General features: G+C 51.3%; 17 protein-coding genes and 2 tRNA genes. 9 read left to right on the top strand and 10 right to left on the bottom strand.

Annotation, left to right across the window (positions count from 1 at the left end; all coding sequences use genetic code 11):
* The first annotated feature begins 35 nt into the window (after window positions 1-35).
* On the top strand, window positions 36-899 hold the full coding sequence (gene pstA, locus G9Q38_RS13585) for a phosphate ABC transporter permease PstA (RefSeq protein ID WP_114421076.1): 864 nt from the start codon (window positions 36-38) through the stop codon (window positions 897-899).
* Between the two features lie 3 nt (window positions 900-902).
* The gene (gene pstB / locus G9Q38_RS13580) at window positions 903-1,682 is read left to right on the top strand and encodes a phosphate ABC transporter ATP-binding protein PstB (RefSeq protein WP_166131947.1); all 780 of its coding nucleotides are present in this window, start codon (window positions 903-905) and stop codon (window positions 1,680-1,682) included.
* 148 nt (window positions 1,683-1,830) lie between these two features.
* Here pstB and G9Q38_RS13575 read toward each other — a convergent pair whose 3' ends face one another.
* The 5 genes from G9Q38_RS13575 to G9Q38_RS13555 form a co-directional block, all read right to left on the bottom strand.
* Window positions 1,831-2,601 (bottom strand): ABC transporter permease, encoded by a 771-nt coding sequence (locus G9Q38_RS13575; protein WP_166131945.1) that lies wholly within the window; start codon window positions 2,599-2,601, stop codon window positions 1,831-1,833.
* Entirely contained in the window at window positions 2,601-3,386 is a 786-nt protein-coding gene (locus G9Q38_RS13570) for an ABC transporter ATP-binding protein (RefSeq protein ID WP_166131943.1), read from the bottom strand. The genes G9Q38_RS13575 and G9Q38_RS13570 overlap by 1 nt, the downstream gene beginning before the upstream one ends.
* A 44-nt stretch (window positions 3,387-3,430) precedes the next feature.
* The gene (locus G9Q38_RS13565) at window positions 3,431-4,438 is read right to left on the bottom strand and encodes an ABC transporter substrate-binding protein (RefSeq protein WP_166131941.1); all 1,008 of its coding nucleotides are present in this window, start codon (window positions 4,436-4,438) and stop codon (window positions 3,431-3,433) included.
* Between the two features lie 308 nt (window positions 4,439-4,746).
* Window positions 4,747-4,823: transfer RNA gene (locus tag G9Q38_RS13560), tRNA-Pro, on the bottom strand.
* Between the two features lie 55 nt (window positions 4,824-4,878).
* A complete protein-coding gene (locus G9Q38_RS13555; RefSeq protein ID WP_166131939.1) occupies window positions 4,879-6,789 on the bottom strand; it encodes an LTA synthase family protein in 1,911 nt (636 codons plus the stop codon).
* A 117-nt stretch (window positions 6,790-6,906) separates the two neighbouring features.
* Here G9Q38_RS13555 and G9Q38_RS13550 point away from each other — a divergent pair, with 117 nt between their 5' ends.
* The 5 genes from G9Q38_RS13550 to G9Q38_RS13530 all read left to right on the top strand — a co-directional run bounded on the left by G9Q38_RS13550 (window position 6,907) and on the right by G9Q38_RS13530 (window position 12,415).
* Window positions 6,907-7,386 (top strand): MarR family winged helix-turn-helix transcriptional regulator, encoded by a 480-nt coding sequence (locus G9Q38_RS13550; RefSeq protein WP_166131937.1) that lies wholly within the window; start codon window positions 6,907-6,909, stop codon window positions 7,384-7,386.
* A gap of 315 nt (window positions 7,387-7,701) precedes the next feature.
* Window positions 7,702-8,907 carry an ABC transporter substrate-binding protein gene (locus G9Q38_RS13545; RefSeq protein ID WP_205962380.1) on the top strand — a complete coding sequence of 402 codons (1,206 nt, stop codon included), beginning with the start codon at window positions 7,702-7,704 and terminating at the stop codon, window positions 8,905-8,907.
* Between the two features lie 66 nt (window positions 8,908-8,973).
* Window positions 8,974-10,887, top strand: a complete 1,914-nt coding sequence (locus tag G9Q38_RS13540) for an ABC transporter permease (protein ID WP_166132422.1) — start codon at window positions 8,974-8,976, stop codon at window positions 10,885-10,887.
* A 5-nt stretch (window positions 10,888-10,892) separates the two neighbouring features.
* The gene (locus G9Q38_RS13535) at window positions 10,893-11,669 is read left to right on the top strand and encodes an ABC transporter ATP-binding protein (protein ID WP_119516278.1); all 777 of its coding nucleotides are present in this window, start codon (window positions 10,893-10,895) and stop codon (window positions 11,667-11,669) included.
* Window positions 11,666-12,415 carry an ABC transporter ATP-binding protein gene (locus G9Q38_RS13530; RefSeq protein WP_119442191.1) on the top strand — a complete coding sequence of 250 codons (750 nt, stop codon included), beginning with the start codon at window positions 11,666-11,668 and terminating at the stop codon, window positions 12,413-12,415. The genes G9Q38_RS13535 and G9Q38_RS13530 overlap by 4 nt, the downstream gene beginning before the upstream one ends.
* Here the strand turns inward: G9Q38_RS13530 and G9Q38_RS13525 are convergent.
* Genes G9Q38_RS13525 through G9Q38_RS13515 form a run of 3 tightly spaced genes read right to left on the bottom strand, consistent with a single transcriptional unit; the run spans window position 12,400 to window position 16,813 of the window.
* Entirely contained in the window at window positions 12,400-15,198 is a 2,799-nt protein-coding gene (locus G9Q38_RS13525) for a c-type cytochrome (RefSeq protein WP_166131935.1), read from the bottom strand. The genes G9Q38_RS13530 and G9Q38_RS13525 overlap by 16 nt on opposite strands.
* Window positions 15,195-15,671 carry a (2Fe-2S)-binding protein gene (locus tag G9Q38_RS13520; RefSeq protein ID WP_119442189.1) on the bottom strand — a complete coding sequence of 159 codons (477 nt, stop codon included), beginning with the start codon at window positions 15,669-15,671 and terminating at the stop codon, window positions 15,195-15,197. Before G9Q38_RS13520 ends, G9Q38_RS13525 begins: the two co-directional genes overlap by 4 nt.
* On the bottom strand, window positions 15,668-16,813 hold the full coding sequence (locus G9Q38_RS13515) for an FAD-dependent monooxygenase (RefSeq protein WP_119442188.1): 1,146 nt from the start codon (window positions 16,811-16,813) through the stop codon (window positions 15,668-15,670). Before G9Q38_RS13515 ends, G9Q38_RS13520 begins: the two co-directional genes overlap by 4 nt.
* Window positions 16,814-17,144: 331 nt before the next feature.
* On the opposite strand from G9Q38_RS13515, the gene G9Q38_RS13510 reads away from it, so the two are divergent.
* Window positions 17,145-19,418 (top strand): xanthine dehydrogenase family protein molybdopterin-binding subunit, encoded by a 2,274-nt coding sequence (locus G9Q38_RS13510; RefSeq protein WP_166131933.1) that lies wholly within the window; start codon window positions 17,145-17,147, stop codon window positions 19,416-19,418.
* Between the two features lie 34 nt (window positions 19,419-19,452).
* Here G9Q38_RS13510 and G9Q38_RS13505 read toward each other — a convergent pair whose 3' ends face one another.
* Window positions 19,453-20,694, bottom strand: a complete 1,242-nt coding sequence (locus G9Q38_RS13505; protein ID WP_166131931.1) for a phospholipase A — start codon at window positions 20,692-20,694, stop codon at window positions 19,453-19,455.
* Between the two features lie 60 nt (window positions 20,695-20,754).
* On the opposite strand from G9Q38_RS13505, the gene G9Q38_RS13500 reads away from it, so the two are divergent.
* Window positions 20,755-20,831: transfer RNA gene (locus G9Q38_RS13500), tRNA-Arg, on the top strand.
* Window positions 20,832-20,859: 28 nt separating this feature from the next.
* On the opposite strand, the gene G9Q38_RS13495 is transcribed toward G9Q38_RS13500, so the two are convergent.
* Window positions 20,860-23,766 (bottom strand): transporter substrate-binding domain-containing diguanylate cyclase, encoded by a 2,907-nt coding sequence (locus G9Q38_RS13495; RefSeq protein WP_166131929.1) that lies wholly within the window; start codon window positions 23,764-23,766, stop codon window positions 20,860-20,862.
* Between the last annotated feature and the right edge of the window lies 1 nt (window position 23,767).

The following is a 23,767-nucleotide window of genomic DNA, read 5'->3' as shown; positions in this document are numbered from 1 at the left end:
TCTCCATTCACGCAATAACGCAAACAAAATTCGCTATGTTCAATACTGATTCAACCGTAACGTTGCAGAATCCGGTCTTCAAAAGACGGCGGCTTGTAAATAAGCTGATGTTGGCGTTGGCGCTGAGCGCGCTTGCGTTTGGTTTGTTTTGGCTGTTCTGGATTATTTACACCTTAATCGTGAAAGGCGGCGGCGCGTTGTCGTTGACTTTGTTGACACAGCCTACTCCCCCGCCTGGTGCGGCCGGCGGGTTGTTGAACGCCATTATCGGCAGTGTACTAATGGCGTTTTTCGGTACGCTTATTGGCACACCTATTGGTATTTTGGCCGGTACTTACCTGGCTGAATACGGTAAAACCGGTTGGTTGGCACCGGCCACGCGTTTTCTCAATGACGTGTTGCTGTCTGCGCCATCAATCGTGATTGGCTTGTTCATTTATGCCATTTATGTTGCGCAAGTTGGGCATTATTCGGGTTGGGCAGGTGCATGCGCTTTGGCCATTCTTGTGATTCCGGTTGTTGTGCGGTCAACTGACAATATGTTGAGTCTGGTGCCCAACAGCCTGCGTGAAGCCGCTGCGGCTTTAGGTTGCCCGCAGTGGAAAATTATTACTTTGATCAGCTATCGCGCAGCCCGCTCGGGCATGATTACGGGCATTCTGTTGGCAATTGCGCGTATTTCCGGTGAAACAGCACCATTGCTGTTCACTGCGCTGAATAATCAATTTATGTCTTTGAATATGAACGCGCCGATGGCCAATTTGCCGGTTGTAATTTTTCAATATGCGGCCAGCCCATTTCAAGATTGGAATGACCTTGCATGGGCCGGGGCGGTTTTGATCACGCTCTTGGTCTTGGGTATCAACATTCTTGCGCGCGTACTTTTCCGGAAAAAATAACTCATGCAAACACAGAACGCTTCTGCTAATCGAATCAAGCTTGATGTTAAGAATTTAAGCTTTTATTACGGTGATTTTCAGGCAATTCGCGACGTTAACCTTTCCATTATGGAGAACAAGGTAACAGCCTTTATTGGCCCATCGGGTTGCGGAAAGTCAACGTTATTGCGCACTTTCAATCGCATGTTTGAGCTATATCCGGGGCAGCGCGCTGAAGGCGAGATTAATCTGGATGGCGAAAATATCCTAACGTCGACCATGGATATTTCGCTAATACGCGCCAAAATCGGGATGGTTTTCCAGAAGCCTACGCCATTTCCCATGAGTATCTTCGACAATATTGCTTTCGGTGTTCGTTTATTCGAAAAGCTGAGCAAAGGTGAAATGGAAGAGCGTGTTGAGTGGGCATTGACTAAAGCGGCATTGTGGCCGGAAGTGAAAGACAAATTGCATCAAAGTGGGAATGGTTTGTCGGGTGGGCAGCAACAGCGTTTGTGTATTGCTCGCGGTGTTGCGATTAAGCCTGAAATTTTATTGCTTGATGAACCTTGCTCTGCGCTCGACCCTATTTCCACAGCCAAAATCGAAGAGCTTATTAGCGAGTTGAAGGCCGACTACACGGTGGTGATTGTTACGCACAATATGCAGCAGGCAGCACGCTGCTCCGATTACACTGCCTATATGTACTTGGGCGAACTGATGGAGTTTGGCGACACAGACAGCATTTTCGTGAAGCCCCAGCGCAAGGAAACGGAAGACTATATTACCGGGCGTTTCGGGTGAAGTTGCGAACCGGCTGTTATGGCGCCAACCAGTAGAATCATAAAAACAACAGGAAATTTGTACGAACGCTTCGCTCCGTTTGTTGACCAGAAAAAAGCCCCGCTTATTGCGGGGCCAAGGTGATGTAGTGGTAAGCTCTACCGGTAATTTAACGGTTTTGCCCACGGAATGCCCAGCCCGTGAACCGCTTTTCAACCATGGCGGTAACGGCATACAGGACAATGCCCAGGAAAGCGAGTACCAGCAAGCAGGCAAAAACAATTTGTACCTGAAAAGCCGCCTGTGCGTCGAGCATGAGCTTACCGAGGCCTTTGTTTGCCCCAACGGTTTCCGACACCACTGCCCCCACAAATGCAAGTGTAATAGCCACTTTGAGTGAGCCGAAAAAGTAGGGCAATGCGCCCGGGATGCTTACTTTCTTCATGATGTCCATTTTTGAAGCGCCCAGTGCGCGCAGAACGTCTTCGAGTTCCGGGCTGGTGGTTGCCAGGCCCGTGGCAACGTTGACCACGATGGGGAAAAATGAAATGAGGAAAGCCGTAATAATGGCGGGAAGTTCACCCAAACCAAACCAAAGTATCAGGATAGGAACGACGGCCACTTTCGGTACCGAATTGAACCCGACCAAAACCGGATAGATTGCGGTATAAAGGTTTTTATTCCAACCAACGACAATGCCCAGCAACAAGCCGCCGCCTGTTGCCAATAAGAAGCCCACGAGGGTTGTCCATAGTGTTACCCAGGAATTGTCGATGATGGGGGCGCGATATTGCCATAACGCAATAAAAATATCGGATGGTGCCGGCAAAATAGTGAGTGGAATATTCCATCCTCTACATACAATTTCCCAGATCACGAACAAAGCGATCGTGAAGAGGGTGGGCGGCACGGTGTTACGGAAGAGATCTTCGCGTTGCATTAGTGTTTCCCCCCGATCATGGATCGTAACTCGTGGACAATATCTTGAAATTCCTGTGTATAGGTCACCTCGAGGTCGCGCGGACGCGGGAGGGCTATTTCACATTTCTTGACAATTTTGCCCGGGCGGTTCGACATAACATAAACGGTGTCGGCCAGGAATACTGCTTCACGAAGATCGTGGGTTACCAGCATGACCGTGACTTTGCGGTCTTGCTGAATGTCGCGCAGTGCGCACCACAGTTCTTCTCGGGTAAACGCATCAAGTGCGCCGAATGGTTCATCGAGCATGAGGATATCAGGCTCGTGGATAAGCGCCCGGCAGATGGACGCCCGCTGCTGCATCCCCCCTGAAAGTTCCCACGGGAATTTCTCGGTAAAACCCGTCAACCCAACTGAGTTCAGCAAATTGACTGCTTTTTCTTTGAACTCGGCGCGTTTCGATGAGATTTGATTGCGGTAAGGACGAACAATTTCAAGCGGCAATAGAATGTTGTCGACACAATTGCGCCAGGGCAACAAATTGCTTGCCTGAAAGGCCATTCCCACCGATTTGAGTGGGCCATCTACGGGCTTCCCCTCGACTGCGAGTTTGCCGGTTAAGGGGGGGTGCAAGCCTGAAATAAGCTTCATTAATGAGCTTTTTCCACAACCTGAAGGCCCCACAACTGCAATGAACTCCCCTTTCCTGATTGATAAAGTAACATCTTCAATGGCCTTGACGGCTTCACTGCCTTTGCCATAAGCCATTGAGATGTTTTCAAGTTCGACCAGTGCTTCGGTCATGCACAACTCCTTCCTGATACTTGTTATTTAGTGTTGTTTTCGCTTCACTTGACCATGCGCTCTTCTTTGGGAGGAAGGTATTCGGCTGTAAATACTTCTTCAGTAGTGGGTTTGTTGGTGTAGTCGAAGGTTAGGCCGATTTGGTCGATGGCTTTATCCATGCGGGCTTTATCAATAGCGCCCAAACCATTCTCTTTAACGTCGGGTGTAATGAAGTTGCGTTCGAGCGCCATTTTCAGGCGTTGAAGTTCGACGTCGCGGTTGGCGATGGCGTTGCGTTTCATGAGTGAATCAATTGAGGCTTCAGGGTCGTTAATTGTGTCTTGAATACCTTTAATGGTTGCGCGTAAAAAGCCTTTCACCGCTTCGGGGTTGTTTTTGGCAAACTCCGGATTGGCCATGATGGCATTTCCGTAAAGGTCGACCCCGTAGTCGGCCAGTAACATGACTACGATATCTTCGTCTTTTACGCCGTTAGCCTTCAGATTCATGAAAGACGAAAACCAGAAACCCGTGATGGCGTCGACACGCCCTTGTGCCAGCATGGGTTCGCGCACGGGGAAGCCGATATTTTCAATTTGTACCTTCGAGGCGTCGATGCCGTTGGCATCGACAAAAATCGGCCATTGTGCGTAGGCCCCATCGGGGGCGGGGGCGCCGAGTATTTTCCCTTCCAGGTCTTTGGGTTTGTTAATGCCCTTGTCTTTTAGCGTAACGATGGAGAACGCCGGTGCGTCGTAAACCATCATGACGGCTTTAACGGGCGGATTTTTGGGGTTGTCGCGATACTTGATAAGTGAATTGATATCGGCAAAACCCATTTGATAAGTGTCGGTTGCAACGCGGTTGATCGGTTCTACCGAGCTGGCACCGGGGTCGATGGTGACGTTCAGACCTTCAGCTTCGTAATAACCTTTGTCAATTGCCACAAAAAATGGTGTGGCCGGACCTTCAAATCGCCAATCGAGGGCGAAACGGATATCGGTTTCCGCGAACGCAGCGCTGGAGCTCAGGGCAATGAGTGCAGATGCAATAAAACGGCTTAAACGCATACTTCTCTCCGGTAGTTAACGAATTGATTGTTTTGATTCAGTTCAATAGTATTCAAAACTATGACGCAATGCTTCTTGGTAGTTTCCCCCATTTCTGTTGAAACCCTTTTAAAATGCGGGTTTCAGAGCGAAACTTTTTAAGCATAAATAATTTTTTGCCGTTCTTGAACTAATCTGTCTGACAGCTTGGAATGAAGCTTGTCAGACAAAATGTGCAATGCAACATATTTGCCAAGGCAAGGGGATGAAAGAGAACGCAAAAAGGGCTCGTATGAATGAAAATCATACGAGCCCTTTTTACTGAATAATGGTCGGGGCGGCGGGATTCGAACTCGCGACCCTCTGGTCCCAAACCAGATGCGCTACCAGGCTGCGCTACGCCCCGAAAAGAATGCGATTATGACACATTCTGCATGGCTTGTCATTTCGAAAACGTGCGCCTATTCATAAGCGACCCTGGCTTGCAAATGGGGAAGCGTGTATTCCTGATGTCGATAGGCCCAGTCAGGCCAAAGCACATGTGCCAGCGCCTCTTGTGCCAGCGTGTGCTGAACCGTTTCAGCAGTGTAGGTATCGGGCGCGTGATAGGTAAACTGGCGAATGGGTCTGTGCGGTTCCAGAACCAGAAGCTGATCACCTTTCAGGTAGCCATAATTGTCTGAAAATTGCATCATGGCGCGTCCGCCGCCCGTTGGTTTCGTCAGGTCATGTCCTATCATCGGGTGTTCAGACGAAATGCCTGCCAACGATAGCAGGGTGGGGGCAAGGTCGATTTGGCTGATAATGCGTGCGTCGTTGCACGGTTGAACATCGCCGCCCAGTATCAAGGCAGGAATGTGAAAGTGTTTCAATGGAATTAATTGTTCGCCACCCACTCTGGCATCGTGGTCGGCCACAATCAGAAACAGGGTGTTATCCCAATAGGTGCTTTCTTTTGCTTTTTCGAAAAACGCACCAAGCGCCCAATCGGAATAGCGCACCGTGTTTTCAACCGTAGCGGGGTCTCCCTGGACGTCGATTCGACCCGCAGGGTATTCCCAAGGCGAGTGATTAGTGACTGTGAAAGCCAAGGTGAGGCTGGGTTGATCTGAAGGCGTGTTGAGCAAACTGTGCACTTTGTTAAACATATCTTCATCGGATGCGCCCCAAGTGCCGATAAAAGCTGGGTTATTGAAGCTTTCACGCTCATGCAACGAATCGAAGCCATTGCCCAGGAAGAAGCTTTTCATGTTGTCGAAATGCGCTTCCCCGCCATAAACGAAACGTGAGTGATAGCCGTAATTTTTGAGTAACTGTGCAAGCGTAAAGAAGCGGCTTTGTGCGCCCGGTAAGCGCAGCGCTGCATCGGATAATGTTGGGGGAAAGCCGGCCGAGATTGCCTCAAGCCCGCGTACGGATCGTGTACCGGTGGCATATGCCCGTGTGAAGTTCCAGGCTGTACCGGCAAGCTGATCGATATTCGGAGTGAGTTTTTGTCCGCCAAGATTGGCGACATATTGTGCCCCCAGGCTTTCCTCCACAATAATGACAATGTTTTTCGGTCGGCTTGGTTCCGGGCGGTCGGCGATTTGTTTGTGCAGGGTGGGAATGGCGGGGGTTAATGTTTCACCGTCAATATGCGCACTTTTTCGAACGATATTTAATATTTCGCTGGAATCGAGGTTACCGTAGACATCCGCTGCCGAACGTTCATTCTTTTTGCTGTAAATGGCATAAGTCACGTTATACAAAGAGTTTAAAGGCAGTGTGTTTAATAAACCGTCTCCGCAGTAGGCGACGGTTGATGGGTTAATGGGGCGGTGGCGCAGCGTCCCCCGAATAGCCAGAAAAATAATGCACGCCGACACCAGGGTGAGTGGTGCTGCCTGCCACACAGGCAGAGGTAGGTCGGGGGTTGCATGGCCAAAAAGCAGGTGTCCCACCCAACCAAGCACGCCCAGAAGGGCAAGCGCGCAAATAATAACGGTTTTGTAGCCTTTCCAAAGCATGCCGAATACTTCTTTGGGATGCTCTAGGTATTCAACAAATAAACGGTTAGGGCGTGAGTCGTACTCGGTAATGAACTGTGGGGTTGCCAACTCAAGAAACCCCAGCAAGAGCCAGGCCAATTGGAACCACCATTCGGCGATATGCAGCGCGAATGGCGTGTCGCCCAGCCAGAATGAAGCCAACAGGGGTATGCCGGCCAGAATGGCAATTTGGTGGGCGTCGATACGCAAACCGCCTATCAGTATTGGCAGTAATCCGCCGGCTTTTTGAACACGCCGCCATTGCCAGCCTGCCAATAAAAGCCGACTGGCCGTTAGTAGCACGAAGCTGGCCAGAATAAATATGAGTGTGAGTTGAAACATAGGAAGGGAGCGGCCGTATTTTAACGTGGCGTAATATATAGTAGGAACACGTGTTCGTGAAGGGCCACCTTAACACTAGTGAGTGGTTTTGTAATCGATAGATTTTTAGGTTGAAAAATGGCTGATAAGAATGATTCGCAATCGTCTGCCGACACGTTGGTCGCGCGTTATGATTTTTCCGAGCAGGTGGGGCATTTGCTCCGACGTGCTTATCAGCGCCATATTGCGCTTTTTCAACAAACCATACCGGATACGCAGTTAACAGCAGCACAGTTTGTGGTGCTGTGTGCGGTGAAAGATTCCGGCGCATGCTCGCTTAGCGAAATTGTAAAACGCACGGCTATCGACCAGGCAACGGTGCGTGGCGTTATTGATCGATTGAAGGCGCGTAAGCTGATTGCTGTTCGTCACGATGATGTAGATCGCCGAAAAGTGCTGGTTTCATTGACTACTGTAGGCATGGATTTGGTGGGAACCATGGTGCCGTTTGCTTTTGAAATTACCGAAAAAACATTTAATGGATTCAATCCGGCTGAACGGCTCGCATTGGTCTACCTTTTAAACAAGATGTGTGAAACCGATGGTGACGACGACTGATTTTGAATCGATTTTTGCGGGAATTTTCTATTTTTTTTGAGTGTATACGCTCTATTTGTTTGTTTAATTTATTGAGTGCTCACTCTATTGTTACTAGGTGTTTTAGGGGTTAAGGTGCTTTTCTTACAGGTGCTTATCCGTAAATATGTGTTTTTATAAATCAAGGGTTTATCCCTAGTGCCTACTATCTTTACGCAGTAAATTTCGATGTGTACACTTTAAAAGCGTGCTTGATTCTAGCAACGGCACGGTTTAGGTGTATTCCGTTATTTCTTACCAAAACGTGCGTAAAACAGGAAATCTGATATGAAAGGCATGAAATTTTATTCTTCACTTATGGCGTTAACCTTGGGCGCAGCGGTTTCAACTGCAGCAGCCGCCGAGGACGTCATTAAAATCGGCGAACTGAATAGTTATAAAGCGCAACCCGCGTTCTTGGGTCCTTACAAAAATGGTATGGAACTCGCAATTGAGCAAATTAACGAGTCGGGCGGCTTGAACGGCAAAAAAGTCGAGTTGGTCATCAAGGACGATAACGCGACCACAGGCGACGCTGTCCGCGTTGCGGAAGAACTGATCTCCCGAGACCAGGTTGATGTCCTTACGGGTACTTTTCTTTCGCATATTGGTTTGGCGGTTACCGACTTCGCTAAGCAAAAGGAAACCTTCTTTCTTGCTGCTGAGCCGCTAACCGACAAAATTGTCTGGGAGAACGGCAACCGCTACACGTTCCGTTTGCGTCCTTCAACTTATATGCAAGTTGCCGCATTGATTCCCGAAGCCGTAAAAATGAACAAAAAGCGTTGGGGGCTGGTGTATCCCAACTACGAGTACGGTCAGTCCGCTGCGGCAACCTTTAAGAAACTCTTGAAAGAAGCCCAGCCCGATGTTGAGTTTGTGGCTGAGCAGGCCGCGCCATTGGGTAAAGTCGATGCCGGCAGCGTTGTTCAAGCGTTATCTGATGCAAACGTCGAGGCTGTATTCAATGTGCTGTTTGCAGCCGATTTGGCCAAGTTCGTCCGGGCCGGCTCGCAGCGTAACTTTTTCGACGACAAGCCGGTTGTCAGCTTGCTAACGGGCGAGCCCGAGTATCTCGACCCGTTGGGTAGTGAGACGCCTGAAGGCTGGGTGGTAACGGGTTACCCCTGGTATGCAATCGACACGCCCGAGCACAAGGCGTTCCTTGAGGCTTATCAGGCTAAGTTCGATGATTACCCCCGTCTGGGAAGCGTAGTGGGTTATTCCGCCATTATGTCTTTGGCTGAGGGGATCAAAAAAGCGGGCTCAACCGAAACGGAAGATATGATTAAAGCCTTCCGCGGTCTTGAACTGATGTCACCTTTTGGTTCTATTGAATATCGTGCGGCTGATCACCAGTCCACCATGGGTGCCTATGTTGGCAAGCTTGCCAAGAAGGACGGCAAAGGCATTATGACTGACATCGTTTATGTAGACGGTAAAGACGTGTTGCCACCTGCCGCTGAGGTAAAGAAATTGCGTCCGGCTTCGGCTTCCGAGTAACGTCATGAAGTGCGCCTCTGTCACTCTTTTGGGTGGCAGAGGTTTTAATTTTTGGATATCAGTCAAATGGACTTGTCGGGTTTTATTGTTCAGATTCTGAACGGTTTTGCGGAAGCATCGTCGCTGTTTTTGGTTGCAGCCGGTCTCTCGCTGATTTTTGGTGTCACGCGCATCGTTAACTTTGCTCACGGCTCCTTGTATATGCTGGGTATTTATGTGGCCTACAGCATTGTGCAAGAGCTGGGAAACAGCGCGTTTGGTTTCTGGTTCAGTTTATTGCTTGCCGCGCTGGCAATCGGCGTATTGGGCGCGTTGGTTGAAATTGTCCTGTTGAGGCGGATTTATCGCGCTCCGGAACTGTTTCAGCTGTTGGCGACGTTTGCTTTGGTGCTGATCTTCCGTGACGCAGCACTGTTTATTTGGGGCCCGCAAGACTTGCTTGGCCCGATCGCACCCGGGCTTGATGGTTCCATCAAGATTCTGGGTCATTATTTTCCCAAATATGATCTTGTACTGATTCTGATCGGTCCTGTTGTTTTAGGTTTATTGTGGTTGTTGCTTACGCGTACGCGCTGGGGTACTTTGGTGCGTGCGGCCACTCAAGACCGTGAAATGCTAGGTGCTTTAGGCGTGAACCAGGCCTGGTTGTTCACTGCCGTTTTCGCGTTGGGTGCGTTTTTGGCCGCGTTGGGGGGGGCAGTTCAGATTCCGCGGTTACCCGCCAATTTAACGCTGGATTTGGGCGTAATCGGCGATGCCTTTGTCATTGTGGTTGTCGGCGGTATGGGTTCAATCCCGGGTGCGTACGTTGCCGCCCTGATTATTGCCGAACTGAAAGCCATGTGTATTGCGCTGGGAACGGTTTCTCTTTTTGGAATCGAGTTCGATTTTCCACGTCTTACGCTGGTAGTGGAATTTATATTCATGGCCTTGGTTTTGGTGTTCCGTCCATGGGGCTTGTTCGGTAAAGAAGCTTCCGTGAGTCGTAATTCCGCGCCTATCGAGGCGCCTTATCGGCCTGCGACCGCCCCATTCAAATGGTTTATTGCAGTGGTTATTGCGGCCGTTGCTGCATTGCCCTTGATGTCGGAGTGGCTGCCTTATGCACCGGTGCTGGCACTGGATATTATGGTGGCTGCGCTGTTTGCTCTTAGCCTGCACTTCATTATGGGGCCGGGTGGGATGCACTCATTTGGCCACGCCGCTTATTATGGTCTGGGGGCGTATGGTGCCGCGCTATTGTTGAAGTCGGCGGCGTTTTCAATGGGTTTGTCGATGGCCATCGCACCTATCATCGCCGGTTTTGGTGCCTTGATTTTCGGTTGGTTCTGCGTTCGGTTGGCCGGGGTTTATCTGGCTATGCTGACGCTGGCATTCGGGCAGATTGTCTGGTCGGTCATTTACCAATGGGACAGCTTTACCGGTGGCTCCAACGGCATGATCGGTATTTGGCCGGCTGAATGGCTGTCAGGTGATGCGTATTATTACTTTGCGTTCGCGATTGTCATCATTTCCGCCATTGTGTTGCGCCGTTTGTTGTTCTCTCCGTTTGGGTATGCCTTACGTGCCGCCCGTGATTCCGGGTTGCGGGCTGATGCATTGGGTATCAACGTAAAGCGGGTGCAGCTTGTCGCATTCGTTATCGCAGGTGTTTTTGCCGGCCTGGCGGGGGTGCTGTATGTCTTTTCAAAAGGCAGTGCATCGCCGGAAATTATTTGGGTGGGCAAATCAGTAGATGGCCTGGTCATGGTTCTGCTGGGCGGTATTCAAACGCTTATCGGCCCCATTGTCGGCGCGGCGACTTTCCAGTTCCTGCAGGATTATTTCATGGGTATCACCGACTACTGGCTGGCTTTGTTCGGTGGGGTCATTCTCCTAATTGTGTTGGTATTCCCTCAAGGGGTTGCCGGATATTTCAAGGAGTTTTTTGATTATCGAGCAGCCAAGCGCAACCAGGCGCTGGCCGCTTCCAAGGAGTAACCGCCATGAGTTTATTAGTAGTAAAAGATCTGAAGAAAGCCTTTGGCGGTAATATTGCGGTCGATGGAGTGAGCTTCGAGTTGAAAGCGGGCGAGTTGCTTGCCCTTATCGGGCCGAATGGTGCCGGCAAAACAACCACCTTCAATATGGTGAATGGTCAACTGCCTGCTACGGCCGGCTCCATTCAATTGAATGGTCGGGAATTGGTCGGGCGTCCGCCACGGCAAATTGCACATATGGGCGTGGGGCGCACCTTTCAGATTGCGGCAACCTTTGCATCGTTAACTGTTATTGAGAACGTGCAAATGGCCATTTTGGCGCATGAGCGAAAAATCTATTCGTTCTGGAAACCTGCAGCGTCCTATTACCGTGACAAAGCCATGTCGTTGCTTGAGCAGGTTGGCATGGACAGCCAGGCTGAACGGCCCTGCAGCGAACTTGCCTATGGTGACGTAAAGCGGGTTGAGCTGGCCATTGGCCTGGCGAATGATCCGGTGCTGTTGCTTATGGACGAACCCACTGCAGGTATGGCGCCCAAAGAGCGTAATGAGCTTATGGCGCTAACCAAGAAGTTGGTTATTGATCGAAATATGGCAGTTTTATTCACCGAACACAGTATGGATGTTGTGTTTGCCTACGCCGATCGCATGATTGTGCTGGCTCGCGGCCGTTTGATTGCCGAAGGCAGTGCCGAAGATATTCGCAATCATCCAAAGGTGCAGGAAGTGTATTTCGGCACGGGTAAAACTTTTGAAAAGAAACAATCGGATGCAACAGCATGAGTAAGGTAGATTTCAATCCCGATGAGCCGCTTTTGACGGTCTCGAAACTGAATGCCTGGTATGGCGCCGCGCATATTTTGTTTGATGTCGACTTAAACGTTCGTCGCGGCGAAGTGGTGGCCCTAATGGGTCGAAACGGGGCGGGCAAATCAACAACGCTGAAATCCATTATGGGTTTAATTGAAAAATCCAAAGGTGATGTTCACTTCATGGGGAGCAAAATCTCTGGGCGTCAGTCGTTCGAGATTGCCCGTCGCGGTGTTGGTTTCGTGCCTGAAGATCGGCGCGTTTTCAGTGACCTTACCGTTACCGAGAATCTTGAGGTGGGGCGTCAGCCGGCCCGAACATGGCCGGATGGCAAGCCTGCATTCCGTTGGACACCCGAAGATTTGTACAAACTTTTCCCCAATCTGGGCGGCATGCAGGATCGCCCGGGCGGGCAGATGAGCGGCGGTGAGCAGCAAATGCTTACGGTGGCACGCACGCTAATGGGTAACCCTTACTTGGTTTTGCTGGATGAGCCGTCGGAAGGGGTTGCACCGCTTATCGTGGAACAAATGGCCAATATGATTATCGCGCTGAAAGAGCATGGTGTCAGCGTATTGCTTTGCGAGCAAAACATTCATTTTGCCGAATTGGTGTCCGACCGGGTGTATGTACTTGAAAAAGGCCAGATCCGCTATGCCGCCACCATGGCGGAACTGGCCGAGAACGAAGAGATTCGCCGAAGCTATCTTACGGTCTGATTTCGTATCGTCTCAATTTTCTCATCAAGCCCCTGCCAAGGGGCTTTTTCAGGTGCAAAGCGCGCGCGCATGTACTCCAGCAGATCTTTCATTTGCTGATTGTTGAGGCTATCTTTGAAACCGGGCATGTCACCCAAACCGAGTTGAGTGGGGTCGGCGATACCATGCATCAGTACCTGAATGACGTTGTCGGGATGGTCACTATGCAGGTTGGTGTTCAGCGCCAGCGACGGGCGTGAACCAAACAATGGCGGCCCTTCGCGCGCATCATGGCAAACTGCGCAGGCTCCCTCAAAGAGGCTTTCTCCAGGCATGGTCATGACTGCACTGTTGTTTCTGCTGGTTTCTTCGAGTTTTGCGGCAGTTAAGGCCGCCGGTTCGCTTTCAGATGAGCCGGGATTCAAGCTGCTTAGATAGTGTGCGATGGCACGTACATCCGATTCGGGTAATTGTGCCAGGCCTTCGACAACCGGTGCCATTGGGCCCGAGGCGACACCATGTAACGATGAAAACCCTGTACGCAGGTAGTCATAGAGGGAGGCTTCCGTCCAGGCAATGGGGGCCTTCGATAATTCATTCAATGGAGGCGCTTCCCAACCATCGGCAAATCCACCAGCCAAATAGTTTTTCTCCCCCGATTTTTCTGCGCCAAGTGCATTGCGTGGGGTGTGACAGGCCGCGCAATGCCCCGCGCCTTGAACCAAATAGGCCCCGCGGTTCCAAAGCGTTGTTTTCGTTGGATCAGGTTCGAAACGCGCATTCTCGTGAAAGAGTGTGTTCCAGCCTGCCATTAAAGGGCGAGCGTTATATGGGAACGCCAATTCGGTTTTCGGCGGGGTGTGTTTAATCGCCGGCTGCGTCATTAAATATGCATAAAGCGACTGCATGTCTGTGTCGCTTATCTTGGCGAAGGCTGTATAAGGGAACACTGGATAAAGGTGACGCCCGTCGCGATGGATTCCTTCTCGCATGGCACGTTCGAATGCTTCGTACGACCATGAACCAATGCCGGTTTCTGGATCGGGTGTGATATTGGTGCTGTAGACAACGCCAAACGGCGTTTCCAGTGCTCGTCCGCCTGTGTTTTCCAGACCGTCTTGCGCAGTGTGGCAAACCATACAATCACCCGCAATGGCTACCAGGCGGCCTCGGTTAATGGCTTCCTCTGAATAGATGCGAGTGTCTACGGCAACCGGGGCGATTGCGCTGCGCCATGGCATCGCGCTTACAACCAGCCCGGCCGCTGTTGCGGCAATCCCGCCAAGTAATCCATAAGTCCATTTCTTATAAGCAGGCGGTGTCGGCTTTTGTGCAAGGGCTTGCTGTAATTGACGGCTATCGAAGGGTGTGTCCCTGAGTCGCACACCCGTTGCGTCGTGGATTGCGTTTGCAATGGCTGCAGCGGCCGGCCAACGTGCTTTCTCATTCCATGCAATGTGAGTGGATACCGCGTTTTCGTTTTGTTGGGGGACGATATCAATATTGGGCCTGGCCACTTGAAAGTCCGGCTTTTCTTTGTCGTTTCCCCATTGATCAAAAGAGTCGGGCGGCTTCAATAAGCCTTGTGCAAATTGTCGGAGCGATGACTCGATCTCGGGTGTGGCCTGCCGACTATTGAGTTCTTCGGTGCTATGGCCAACAGTTAATCGGGTAATGTCGACCAAGCCTTCTTTATCGACTGAGACTTCGGCAACCCATGCAGACCATATTTGCTTGGGGGGGTCTTGCTCGTTATCGATAACGTGGCCGTAGGCAAAACCCTGGCCTGTTCCCGTTTTTGACGGCCGATTATGCCATTGGGCACGCGATGCGACCGACTCGATCAGGTTTCGACCGGTAAGATCATGCGTCAGTTGATTGAGTCGTGCCTGAACCGGGTCCAGTTTTTGTGTTTTGCATACCTCGTCGAAAAAAGATTCCCGGGCAAAAATTTGTGCCGCTCCGACCTGTTCGGAGGGGTAGGTTGAAATAGAGGTTGTGGGATTTTCGAACGTAAGGCGAATAGGCGTACCGTAGGCGTCGTTGTTCTGCACCGCGGTAGCCGGCGAGGTGTGGGTAAACCCGCATAGAAGCGCAGCCACCGATGGGCGGCGCGCAGGGTATTGTGACAGTTTTTCGGTAAGGCTGTTTTTATCGCCGTCTACGGTAATACGAATTAATGTGGCGGGGTGCGCCGGTTGAGCCACTTTTACGGCACGGTTTGGGGCATGTATACAGAGTAAGGCGGCATCGACGGCGGCGTCGTAACTTTCTGTAGGGTATTGCCCGTTCGGAAGAATCTGTATTTGTTCAGGGGTAAGCGAAAGCAGGGCGCCGATTTCATGCCGAAGTGATTCCGGCTGCGTTGTGCGGCACCACACCTTTAATGTGGCTTCCTCGAACAGCGCAATGGCCCAGCTTGCGGCTTGCGTGTCGGTTTGATACTGATAAGAGCGTGCGCTTTGCGTTATCGGCGCGCCAGGCAGTGATTTGGGCGTATCCGAAACGGGACGGCTCCATTGCACATGAATTTGCGATTTGGCGTGTTGTGCCTGCCCGGGCTGCGATGCAACTACCCCGATGAAGCTTTGGCGGATAACAACTGCGACCACGCCCGGCACATGACGCGCCCCATCGGCGTGGACTTCAACAGGGGTTGGGCCCGTGTAGTGTTGGCCGTCCCATAAGAGCCGATCGGGTCGCAGAACGACGCCATGCAAGAGCCGTGAGGCAGTGGGCGGGGCAAGGTTTTGTTTGTCCGTTTCCACTGATGACGGACGTGATGATGGAGCCGGTACTGTCATTGTTCTGATTGGGCTGCTTGGCGTGCCGCTGCCATAATTTCAACGTGGGTGCCGCAGCGACAAAGATTATATTTAAGCTCTTGTCGAATTTGCTGCTCGGTTGGGTGCGGGTTGCGGTTCAAGAGGGCCTGAATTGTCATGATCATGCCGTTCAGGCAGTAGCCGCACTGAGCCGCCTGCTGGTCGATAAACGCTTGTTGAACCCGGCCTGGGGATGCTGAACTCCCCAGACCTTCCAGCGTTGTGATGTCATGCCCTGCCACGCTGCGCAAGGGCAAAACGCAGGATCGGGCGGCGACACCGTCGATTAAAACGGTGCAGGCACCACATTCACCCAGACCGCAGCCGAATTTCGGGCCGTTCAGCTCGAGGTCGTTACGCAAAATGTAAAGCAGGGGTGTATCGGCATCTGCTTCAATTTGATGGCTTTGGCCATTGACACTTAATTCGGTAATCTGGGTTGTTTTGCTCATTGTTTCTCAGATTCAACCAATGGAACTTCGAATACATCGTATCCAAAGCACCAGTCGGGATTTTCGTTGGTTTTCAACCAAGTGTTGTTATGGGATACCAATTGCACTTTACTGGCGCGCTCAGCGCGATTGGCTTCGTATAGGTTAAACACCGCTTCGTAGTCTGTAAAGCCCAATTCCTGGAAGCAACGCGTTAACATTGCGGCATCTTCAATTGCCATGGCAGCTCCCTGCGCCATATGGGGTTTCATCGGATGGCATGCGTCACCCAGAAGAACCAAACGTCCGCGGCTCCATATCGGCAGAGGATCGCGTTCCAGCAACGGCCAGCGTGTCACTTCTTGTGTTCCTTCAATCAAAGCCTGTACGCTTGAGTGCCATCCTTTGAATGTTTCGCGCATCTCATCTTTGGTGCACGGTTCCCAGCTCTTGTTCATGTCCCATGATTCAACCGGGACACCGGTTACATAATAGATTTCGTCCTTCTTGCTGGTAACGAAGTACACCATCATGTGGCGATCACCGTCCCACCATTTGCAACACATATCAAAGGGAAGGGTACCGCTGTCGACGGGCGTTGGGAAAACGGCACGATGGGCGACATAGCCGGTGTAGATTGGTAGCTCTTCACCCAGCAGGCTTTCCCGCACTTTAGAGTTGATGCCGTCGGCACCAATAACGAAGTCGGCCTCTTCAACCGTGCCGTCGGTAAATTTCATGACGACTTTGTCGCCCCGGTCTTCAATTTCACTTAATTTCTTATTGAACTCCAGTACGCCATCGGGCAGGGCGTCAGTCATGAGCTTATGGAAGTCGCCGCGGTGGACTGTTAGATAACTGGCGCCGTAATGGGAAACGGCGTAGTCCCCTAGTGGGATTTGAGCCATTACGTCGCCTGTAATCCCATCGCGGCTGTACCAGTAATCGGGGTGAGCGCCAGTGCGATTAAGTTCATCTTCAATGCCCAGCTTTCGCATAACTTTCATGACATTCGGGCCCAAGTGAATGCCTGCGCCCATGCGGGCAAACGCGGGTGCCTGTTCATACACTTTTACGTTGAAACCTGCTTTGGCCATAAGGCCTGCACCGGCTGTGCCCCCCAGGCCGGCACCAATAAATGCGATACGAGGATTGTTTTTCATGATGAGACTCCCGAAGGAAAAAGAAGAAAGGTTAAATATGCTTTAAATAAAGTGTATACGCTTTATTTTTTTGGGTAAAGGAAATCGTTATTGGTGTTTCTACCTAGTCTTTTATGAATTTTGTAAATCTACATTTTTTATTAATAAATATTTGAATTTAAATGTAATTATGAGTATTGATTGAATTTTAATAAAGGCGTTTTATGTCGTTTTTCACGGTATGAATTATTTTTTCATAATATGGTGCATACATTGCATAAATTCGCTTTAGGTGCTGCCGTATATCGGGTACACTGTGGAATGTGCCCGTTTCCAGTCATAAGGAAGTGAAATGCGTTTCGTTAACCCGAAAGCCGATCGCGAGGCCTTATTTTCAAGGCCCGGAACATTGCTCGTTGCCAGGCCGCCTGCGCCACCGCCTACGCCTGCTCCCGGGCAACCGGGTATTAAGTCCGACTACCTACAACCGCATCCCGATCTTTTTGTGGCGGTGCTCGACTCCGGGCAAGTGCTGGCATTTAATGGACACGTCGACCTGGGAACGGGAATTCGCACGGCTTTGGCGCAAATTGTGGCCGAGGAACTTTGCGTTCCCTTTGAGAGCGTTACGATGGTTCTTGGGCACACCGAGGCAACGCCGAATCAAGGCCCCACGATTGCAAGCGCCAGTATTCAGATTTCAGCGGTTCCGTTGCGCAACTCTGCGGCTCAGGCACGCGAATATCTTATTGAAAAGGCCGCAGCGTATTTTGGCCTGGCCGGTTCGGAAGGCTTACAAATTCGCAACGGTAGTGTTGCCGCGCCCGACGGGCGCAGTGTTAACTTTGGTCTTTTGCTGTCCGATCAAACGGTTCAGCTCGAATATCAGGCCGACGTTCCGCTGAAGGACAGTCAACAATATGAAATTGTCGGAAAATCGCAACCGCGTGTTGATATCCCAGCCAAAGCAACAGGGCAACTTAGTTTTGTTCACGACGTTCGGGTGCCGGGCATGTGGCACGCCCGGGTTATCCGGCCCCCTTACCGCGGTCGCGATGGGGGTGATTTCATCGGCCAGAGCCTACTGTCGGTAGATGAGTCATCAGTCGTCGGTATTGCCGACGACATTAAGGTGGTGGTAAAGGGCGATTTTGTTGCGGTGGCGGCCAAGCGTGAAGAACATGCTATCAAAGCCATGCGCAGTTTGAAATTGCGCTGGAAGCCTGTACCGAACCTGCAACCGCTCGATAACCTTGAAAAGGCGCTGCGTCATCACGAATACAATGAGCGTCCTTTGCTTAATCAAGACGAAACGGAGCCCGGCGTTGAGTCCGGGGTGTCGCTCAAGCGCAGCTATGTGTGGCCCTATCAAATGCATGCGTCGGTTGGCCCCTCGTGCGCCGTGGCGCACTATACGAACAACGGGCTGACTGTTTGGTCAGGAACGCAGAATCCGCACATGCTGCGGGTAGAGCTTGCTCAGTTGGCCGAGCTCAGTGAAGGTGCGATTGACATCGTGCGTTATGAGGCCTCGGGTTGTTATGGTCGTAATTGTGCCGACGATGTGTGTGCCGATGCGGCGCTGATTTCAAAGGAAATCGGTCATCCGGTTCGGGTCCAACTGACACGTGAGCAAGAGCACGCGTGGGAACCAAAAGGCGCGGCTCAATTAATTGATATTGAAGGCAGTCTGGATACTCAGGGGCGCTTGTTGGCATACAACTTCGTTACGCGTTATCCCTCTAACGATGCGCCCAGTCTGGCGTTGATACTTACAGGCGTTAGAAGCAATCAGCCTCGAACACTGCAAATGGGCGATCGTACTTCGGTACCGCCTTACGTTTATCCGCGTATGAACATTGCATCTCACGATATGGCACCCATTGTGCGGGCGGCGTGGTTAAGGGGCGTGTCGGCAATGCCGAACTCGTTCGCCCACGATTCATTTATCGATGAGTTGGCGCACGCGGCGGGTGCCGACCCGGTGGAATTTCGTTTGCAGTATTTGCGTGAAGCCCGTGCACGTGATGTTTTGGCGGAAACGGCGGATAAGGCTGGTTGGCAAACTGGCGCAACGGGTTCGCGTGGTGTGGCCGACGACGACGGTATTTTACGGGGCAGGGGTGTTGCCTACGCGCGTTATGTGCACAGCAAATTTCCGGGTTTCGGGGCGGCATGGAGCGCTTGGGTGGTCGATGTGGCCGTTAACGTTGAAACGGGTAAAGTCAGTGTCGAGCGTCTAGTGGTGGGGCAGGATACAGGCATGATGGTGAATCCCGACGGTGTGCGTCATCAAATTCACGGTAATGTGATTCAGTCGTTAAGCCGTGTTCTGAAAGAGGCGGTGAAATTTAATGACGAGGGCGTGGTCGACCACGAGTGGGGGGCTTACCCCATCATGAATTTTATGGAAATACCGCCCATTGAAATTGTGCTGATGGATCGGCAAAGCGAGCCCCCAATGGGCGCGGGTGAATCTTCTTCCGTGCCAAGTGGTGCCGCCATTGCCAATGCCTTGTTCGATGCTACAGGGGTTCGGTATCGCGAGGTGCCGTTTACGCCGGGGCGTATTCTTGCGGGGCTGGCTACGGCACAGAGTCGTGTGCCATCCGCTGAACCCGCTTAGTTTATTGTCTTGTCGCGGCTTGCACTGATACCAACTAGGGTACCAGTGCAAGGCCGAAGCGTATCTGCGGTTCGCTTTTTTGACGGTAGTTCAACAGGGTTTGCCCATAGCCCTGGAAGTACTGGATATGGGCATATCCATTCATGTTTAAAAAGGTACGCTTTAGCGGCCAGGCTACTTCCAACTGTGTTGTGGCGCGCCCCTGTTTTCCTTGTTTATATAAACCAGTAACGACCCAACCGTTTGGTTGCGCCCATCTCAGTTTCCAGTCGACGTAGCCGAGATAGTCGGCGTAGTCTGGGTTCTCGTTTTTATTGAAATAGGTTTTGAAGCGGGGCTGAAAGCTCAGTTGGCTGCCATCGTTGAAGCGGTAGTTAAATTCCGGTTGAATGAAGGCCTCATTCAACGAGCGGGAGTCGGCGCCGCTTTTACCATTTGAGCGATGCGATATGCCGCTTGCCAAACCTGCCGCCCAACGCGTGTTAACTGATCCCAACAGCAACGGATTGTGCCAAAATACCGCTGGGTTATAGGTTGTATCAACAAAAGGTTTCGAGCGACCTGCCAAATCCCAAAGCGAGGTTTGCGTGTAACCCAGATAAAAGTGGTTATGCCACTGGCTCGGTGCGTTGGGTTCCGGGCTGAACAAGCGATATTTAAAGCTGATTTGAAAACGGGCATTTGCGCCGTCCCGGCCGCCAACATCGAAATAAACCGGCTCGTAGCTGGAGATTGCATTGCGGAATGCGTCAAAGGCGGAAGTGGGTGCAGGTTGCAACCCTTGATTCGGAACGGTATTTGTCGTGTCGGCCTGCACTGCTGTTGGCGGTAACCCGTTATTCTCTGAGTTGGCATGGTCGGCGTTTATATTTAATGCAAGCAAACTCGCATAACCTTCAATGCTGAGGGTTGTGGCACCAGAGTTTAAATCTGCCGGTAAATGCAGCGTTCGCTTAACCGTTTGGAAAGTGCCGGGTTGCAAGATATAGGTTTGTTCGGGGTTGTCCAACACAGCATGGGCGGCATAAGTGCCGCCATTGGAGTGCCACACAGCACGAACAGCGTGTTCCGGCTGCCATTGCAATGGTTGGTTCGAGGCGTTAAGCCGGGTTTCTTCAAGTGCAATTGTCTGGCCCGGTATTGCCGACTGTTGAGCAATGGAATACACGACACGTTGTGTCGGCGGTGTTTCGGCCCGGCTGTGTGCGCCCATGGCAAACGTGATGATGACAAACAGCACTGCGATGCCGGAGCGGCATAAATCGTCGAGTTTCATGGCAAATGACAAATAAATGATGCAGGCATACTTTATAATGCCTGCCTGATGTAATTTGAAGCGTCGTTAGCTCAGCTGGATAGAGCACGGGCCTTCTAAGCCTGAGGTCGGGGGTTCGAGACCCTCACGACGCGCCATTTTCAAAAAGCACAGTTCGAAATTGCTTTATGGTTGTCGCTTTATAACGCAATTTCGCCCGGCGTCTTTCGCGTCATAAAGTGCGCGGTCAGCCGCCCTGAACCAGTGTTGCGGCAGGTCTGACGCTTGCGGGGTAGCGCAACAATAACCAATGCTAATGGTTAATTTAATGGGGTTGGCTTCGAACGAGATGGTGGTTTTTTCCACCCTTTCGCGTAGATTTTCCAGCCTGCCTTCAACCTGTTCGCTGTGGGTAATTGTTGCAAAAATTACAAATTCCTCACCACCAAAACGCACGATTTCGCTGTCGAAATCACTGAAATGTGACTTCAAAATGTTTGCCAATTGCATGAGGCACGCATCCCCGGCTTCATGGCCCCATTGGTCATTAACACGTTTAAAGTGGTCAGCGTCGATCATGGCTACCAGGTACGGCCTATTGGCGTTTCGACACGCCTCGAAACGAGCCTCGAACATTTCTTCAAAATAGGTTCGGTTGCCCACGCCGGTAAGCTGGTCGGTGGTACTGATTTCGGCAAGTTTTTGGTTTGCACGGGCCAACTCTCGATTCAAGCGCCGAAGTTTGCGATTCCAGTATATAAGCAAAGCAAAAACAATAAGTGCGCCGGCCAGAAGTTTCCATAAAAGTGCGTAGTCCACTTTTTCTTCCAGCGATATCGAAAGCCAGCGCTTTTCCATATCCTTACGCTCTGCCGCACTAAGGGTCGCGAGCGTTTTTTCCAGAATCGATACAAGAACCGTGTTTTTTTCGTGAATGGCAATGGCAAGAGACGTGTCCATAGGAATACGACCCACCACGCGTATGTCATTAATTTCCAGCTCTTGCAGCAAAAAGTTGGTGCTTGCCAGTGTGCCGATATAGCCGTAGAGTTCTCCAGCCTGTACTTTTTGTATGGCTACTTTTTCGTTGCGATGAGGTTGCAGGTTCAGACCTGGATGCGACAGGCTTAAATCGTTAGCCCACGCAGTATGGTTTGAAACGCCGATCCTTTTGCCATGCAGTTCGGTAATCGAATTAAAAAATGGGGTTTCGATACGACCTAGAACGACCGTAGGTAAAGTGTAGTAAGCGTCGGTGAGTGTAATGTTTGGGTTGCTTTCCAGGGTGTTGCTGGCGGGTACCGCGGGTAAAAGGTCGCACCGGCCACCAGCAAGTGCTTGCAAGGCTTCAGGCCAGCTCTCTGTTGGGTGGTGATCGAACTGAACAGACAACCGTTTGGCAAGGTGGCCCAGCAAACTCGCGGCCATCCCTTCATGTTTTCCGTCTTCCGATATTCCCTGCAGCGGCATCCAGTCGGTATGCGCGCAAAACGTCAACCTATAGTTCCGACTTTCCAGATACGCTTGTTCAGTTTTGGTAAATGTGAGGGGGTTATTCGCTGCCGGATTATTCATTGCGGCACCTAACCAACGGTTTTCGATAACGCGCATTTCCGCGGGCGCAATTGCGCTTAACGCTTTGTTGAAAACGGGGACCATGGGCTCAAGGGCGGGACGAAAGGCGAAACGCAGGTCTTCACGAACCGTTTCGCCGTTGAGCATCAGTTCGCCCGCGATATGCAAGTTGTACAAGCCCATTTCCCGAACCCAATGGTTTCCATTGTCGAGCGCAGTCAGTACAAGATCGACCTGACCGTTTTGCAAGGCAATAAACATGGAAGCCTGGTCGCTAAACGCAACGGCATTAGAACCAATAGCCTGTTGCAATGCCTTCTCGTAGAAGATACCCGCGCCGTAGCCGACTGTCAGGCCGTCCAGATCGGCCGCCGACTCAAGCCGTATATCGGATGAGCGACTGAACCCAACGACCGATACATGATGATAGGGTGCGGTGAAACGGGAAAAGCTGCGACGCGCAGGCAGGTCGGAAATATTCGCCATGACATCGATTTCACCCCGTTTAAACAGTTCGATCAGATTGTGCCATTGGTCGACAACCGGTACCACGCGAACGCCGGTTAGGTCTGCCACTCTGGACAGCACATCGACGGTCAACCCCTGGACCTTACCCTCATTGTCGAACGACAACGGCGCGTAGTCGCGCATAAGCCCGACGCGCAACGGCCCTTGTTGGCGAATCGTGGCTTTGTCGGATGGCGAAAGTTCGAACTGCGTTGATACTAAAGGACGCCCCCCAAATTCCTGCCATCGTATCCGGAGCTTTTCGAGCCACTCCGGTTTGATTTGCGCCAAAGCGTGATCCAGTTTGGCCTGTAAATCGGGACGGTCTAGTGCGACCGCAAGTCGAAAATCTTCTTTGTCTTGCCCGTTTAAAGGTGCTGGTGACGCCATCTCCAAACTGGCAAAACCTTTTTGTCGGGCGAAGTAGTTCAATGTAATTTCCGGCCCGATAATGGCATCAATCCAACCAAACGATAACGCCTGCACCATTTCAGATTGCAGGCTGTATTCGGCCGTGTTTAAACCGGCATTACGTAAAACAGAAGCGTAATAAATGTCTTTCAGTGAACCCACCCGGTATGGCTTTAAATCTTCAAGTGAACGGATGGAGGGCAATGGACGACGTTTATCGTGCATGACGACCGTTTGGCGGATATGGTAGGGGCGCGTGAACAACATGCTCTGGGCACGATCCTCGCGCCACGACACCTCATCGACGACGTCGATTTCACCACGCTGAAATGCAGCGAAAATGTCCGACCAACTGCCCACCCGATACTCAAATTTCAGCCCACTGATCCGGCTGACTTCATTCAGAACATCAATTGAAAATCCTTCGGTACCATTGGCACTGAAGTTGGAGTAAGGCTCGTTATCGGCAACGACGCCGACTGAAATGGGTTCTTGGCTGGTACTAGCGGTGTTGGCGAGAGTGGGTGACGTGAACAGGCTTATCAGAATGACGAGCGCACATAGGGCCGGCCAGCTTTGAAACAAAAGGACAACCGGCATT

The sequence above is a fragment of the Pusillimonas sp. DMV24BSW_D genome (assembly GCF_011388195.1).
In the GTDB taxonomy this organism is placed as follows: domain Bacteria; phylum Pseudomonadota; class Gammaproteobacteria; order Burkholderiales; family Burkholderiaceae_B; genus Neopusillimonas; species Neopusillimonas aestuarii.
Note: the sequence above shows the minus strand (reverse complement) of the source record. Positions and strands in the feature narration are given on the sequence as shown.

Bases quoted from the DNA above. Each gene is read 5' to 3' on its own strand.
- pstA (WP_114421076.1), top strand. From the start codon at position 36: ATGTTCAATACTGATTCAACCGTAACGTTGCAGAATCCGGTCTTCAAA.
- pstB (WP_166131947.1), top strand. From the start codon at position 903: ATGCAAACACAGAACGCTTCTGCTAATCGAATCAAGCTTGATGTTAAG.
- G9Q38_RS13575 (WP_166131945.1), bottom strand. From the start codon at position 2,601: ATGCAACGCGAAGATCTCTTCCGTAACACCGTGCCGCCCACCCTCTTC.
- G9Q38_RS13570 (WP_166131943.1), bottom strand. From the start codon at position 3,386: ATGACCGAAGCACTGGTCGAACTTGAAAACATCTCAATGGCTTATGGC.
- G9Q38_RS13565 (WP_166131941.1), bottom strand. From the start codon at position 4,438: ATGCGTTTAAGCCGTTTTATTGCATCTGCACTCATTGCCCTGAGCTCC.
- G9Q38_RS13555 (WP_166131939.1), bottom strand. From the start codon at position 6,789: ATGTTTCAACTCACACTCATATTTATTCTGGCCAGCTTCGTGCTACTA.
- G9Q38_RS13550 (WP_166131937.1), top strand. From the start codon at position 6,907: ATGGCTGATAAGAATGATTCGCAATCGTCTGCCGACACGTTGGTCGCG.
- G9Q38_RS13545 (WP_205962380.1), top strand. From the start codon at position 7,702: ATGAAATTTTATTCTTCACTTATGGCGTTAACCTTGGGCGCAGCGGTT.
- G9Q38_RS13540 (WP_166132422.1), top strand. From the start codon at position 8,974: ATGGACTTGTCGGGTTTTATTGTTCAGATTCTGAACGGTTTTGCGGAA.
- G9Q38_RS13535 (WP_119516278.1), top strand. From the start codon at position 10,893: ATGAGTTTATTAGTAGTAAAAGATCTGAAGAAAGCCTTTGGCGGTAAT.
- G9Q38_RS13530 (WP_119442191.1), top strand. From the start codon at position 11,666: ATGAGTAAGGTAGATTTCAATCCCGATGAGCCGCTTTTGACGGTCTCG.
- G9Q38_RS13525 (WP_166131935.1), bottom strand. From the start codon at position 15,198: ATGACAGTACCGGCTCCATCATCACGTCCGTCATCAGTGGAAACGGAC.
- G9Q38_RS13520 (WP_119442189.1), bottom strand. From the start codon at position 15,671: ATGAGCAAAACAACCCAGATTACCGAATTAAGTGTCAATGGCCAAAGC.
- G9Q38_RS13515 (WP_119442188.1), bottom strand. From the start codon at position 16,813: ATGAAAAACAATCCTCGTATCGCATTTATTGGTGCCGGCCTGGGGGGC.
- G9Q38_RS13510 (WP_166131933.1), top strand. From the start codon at position 17,145: ATGCGTTTCGTTAACCCGAAAGCCGATCGCGAGGCCTTATTTTCAAGG.
- G9Q38_RS13505 (WP_166131931.1), bottom strand. From the start codon at position 20,694: ATGAAACTCGACGATTTATGCCGCTCCGGCATCGCAGTGCTGTTTGTC.
- G9Q38_RS13495 (WP_166131929.1), bottom strand. From the start codon at position 23,766: ATGCCGGTTGTCCTTTTGTTTCAAAGCTGGCCGGCCCTATGTGCGCTC.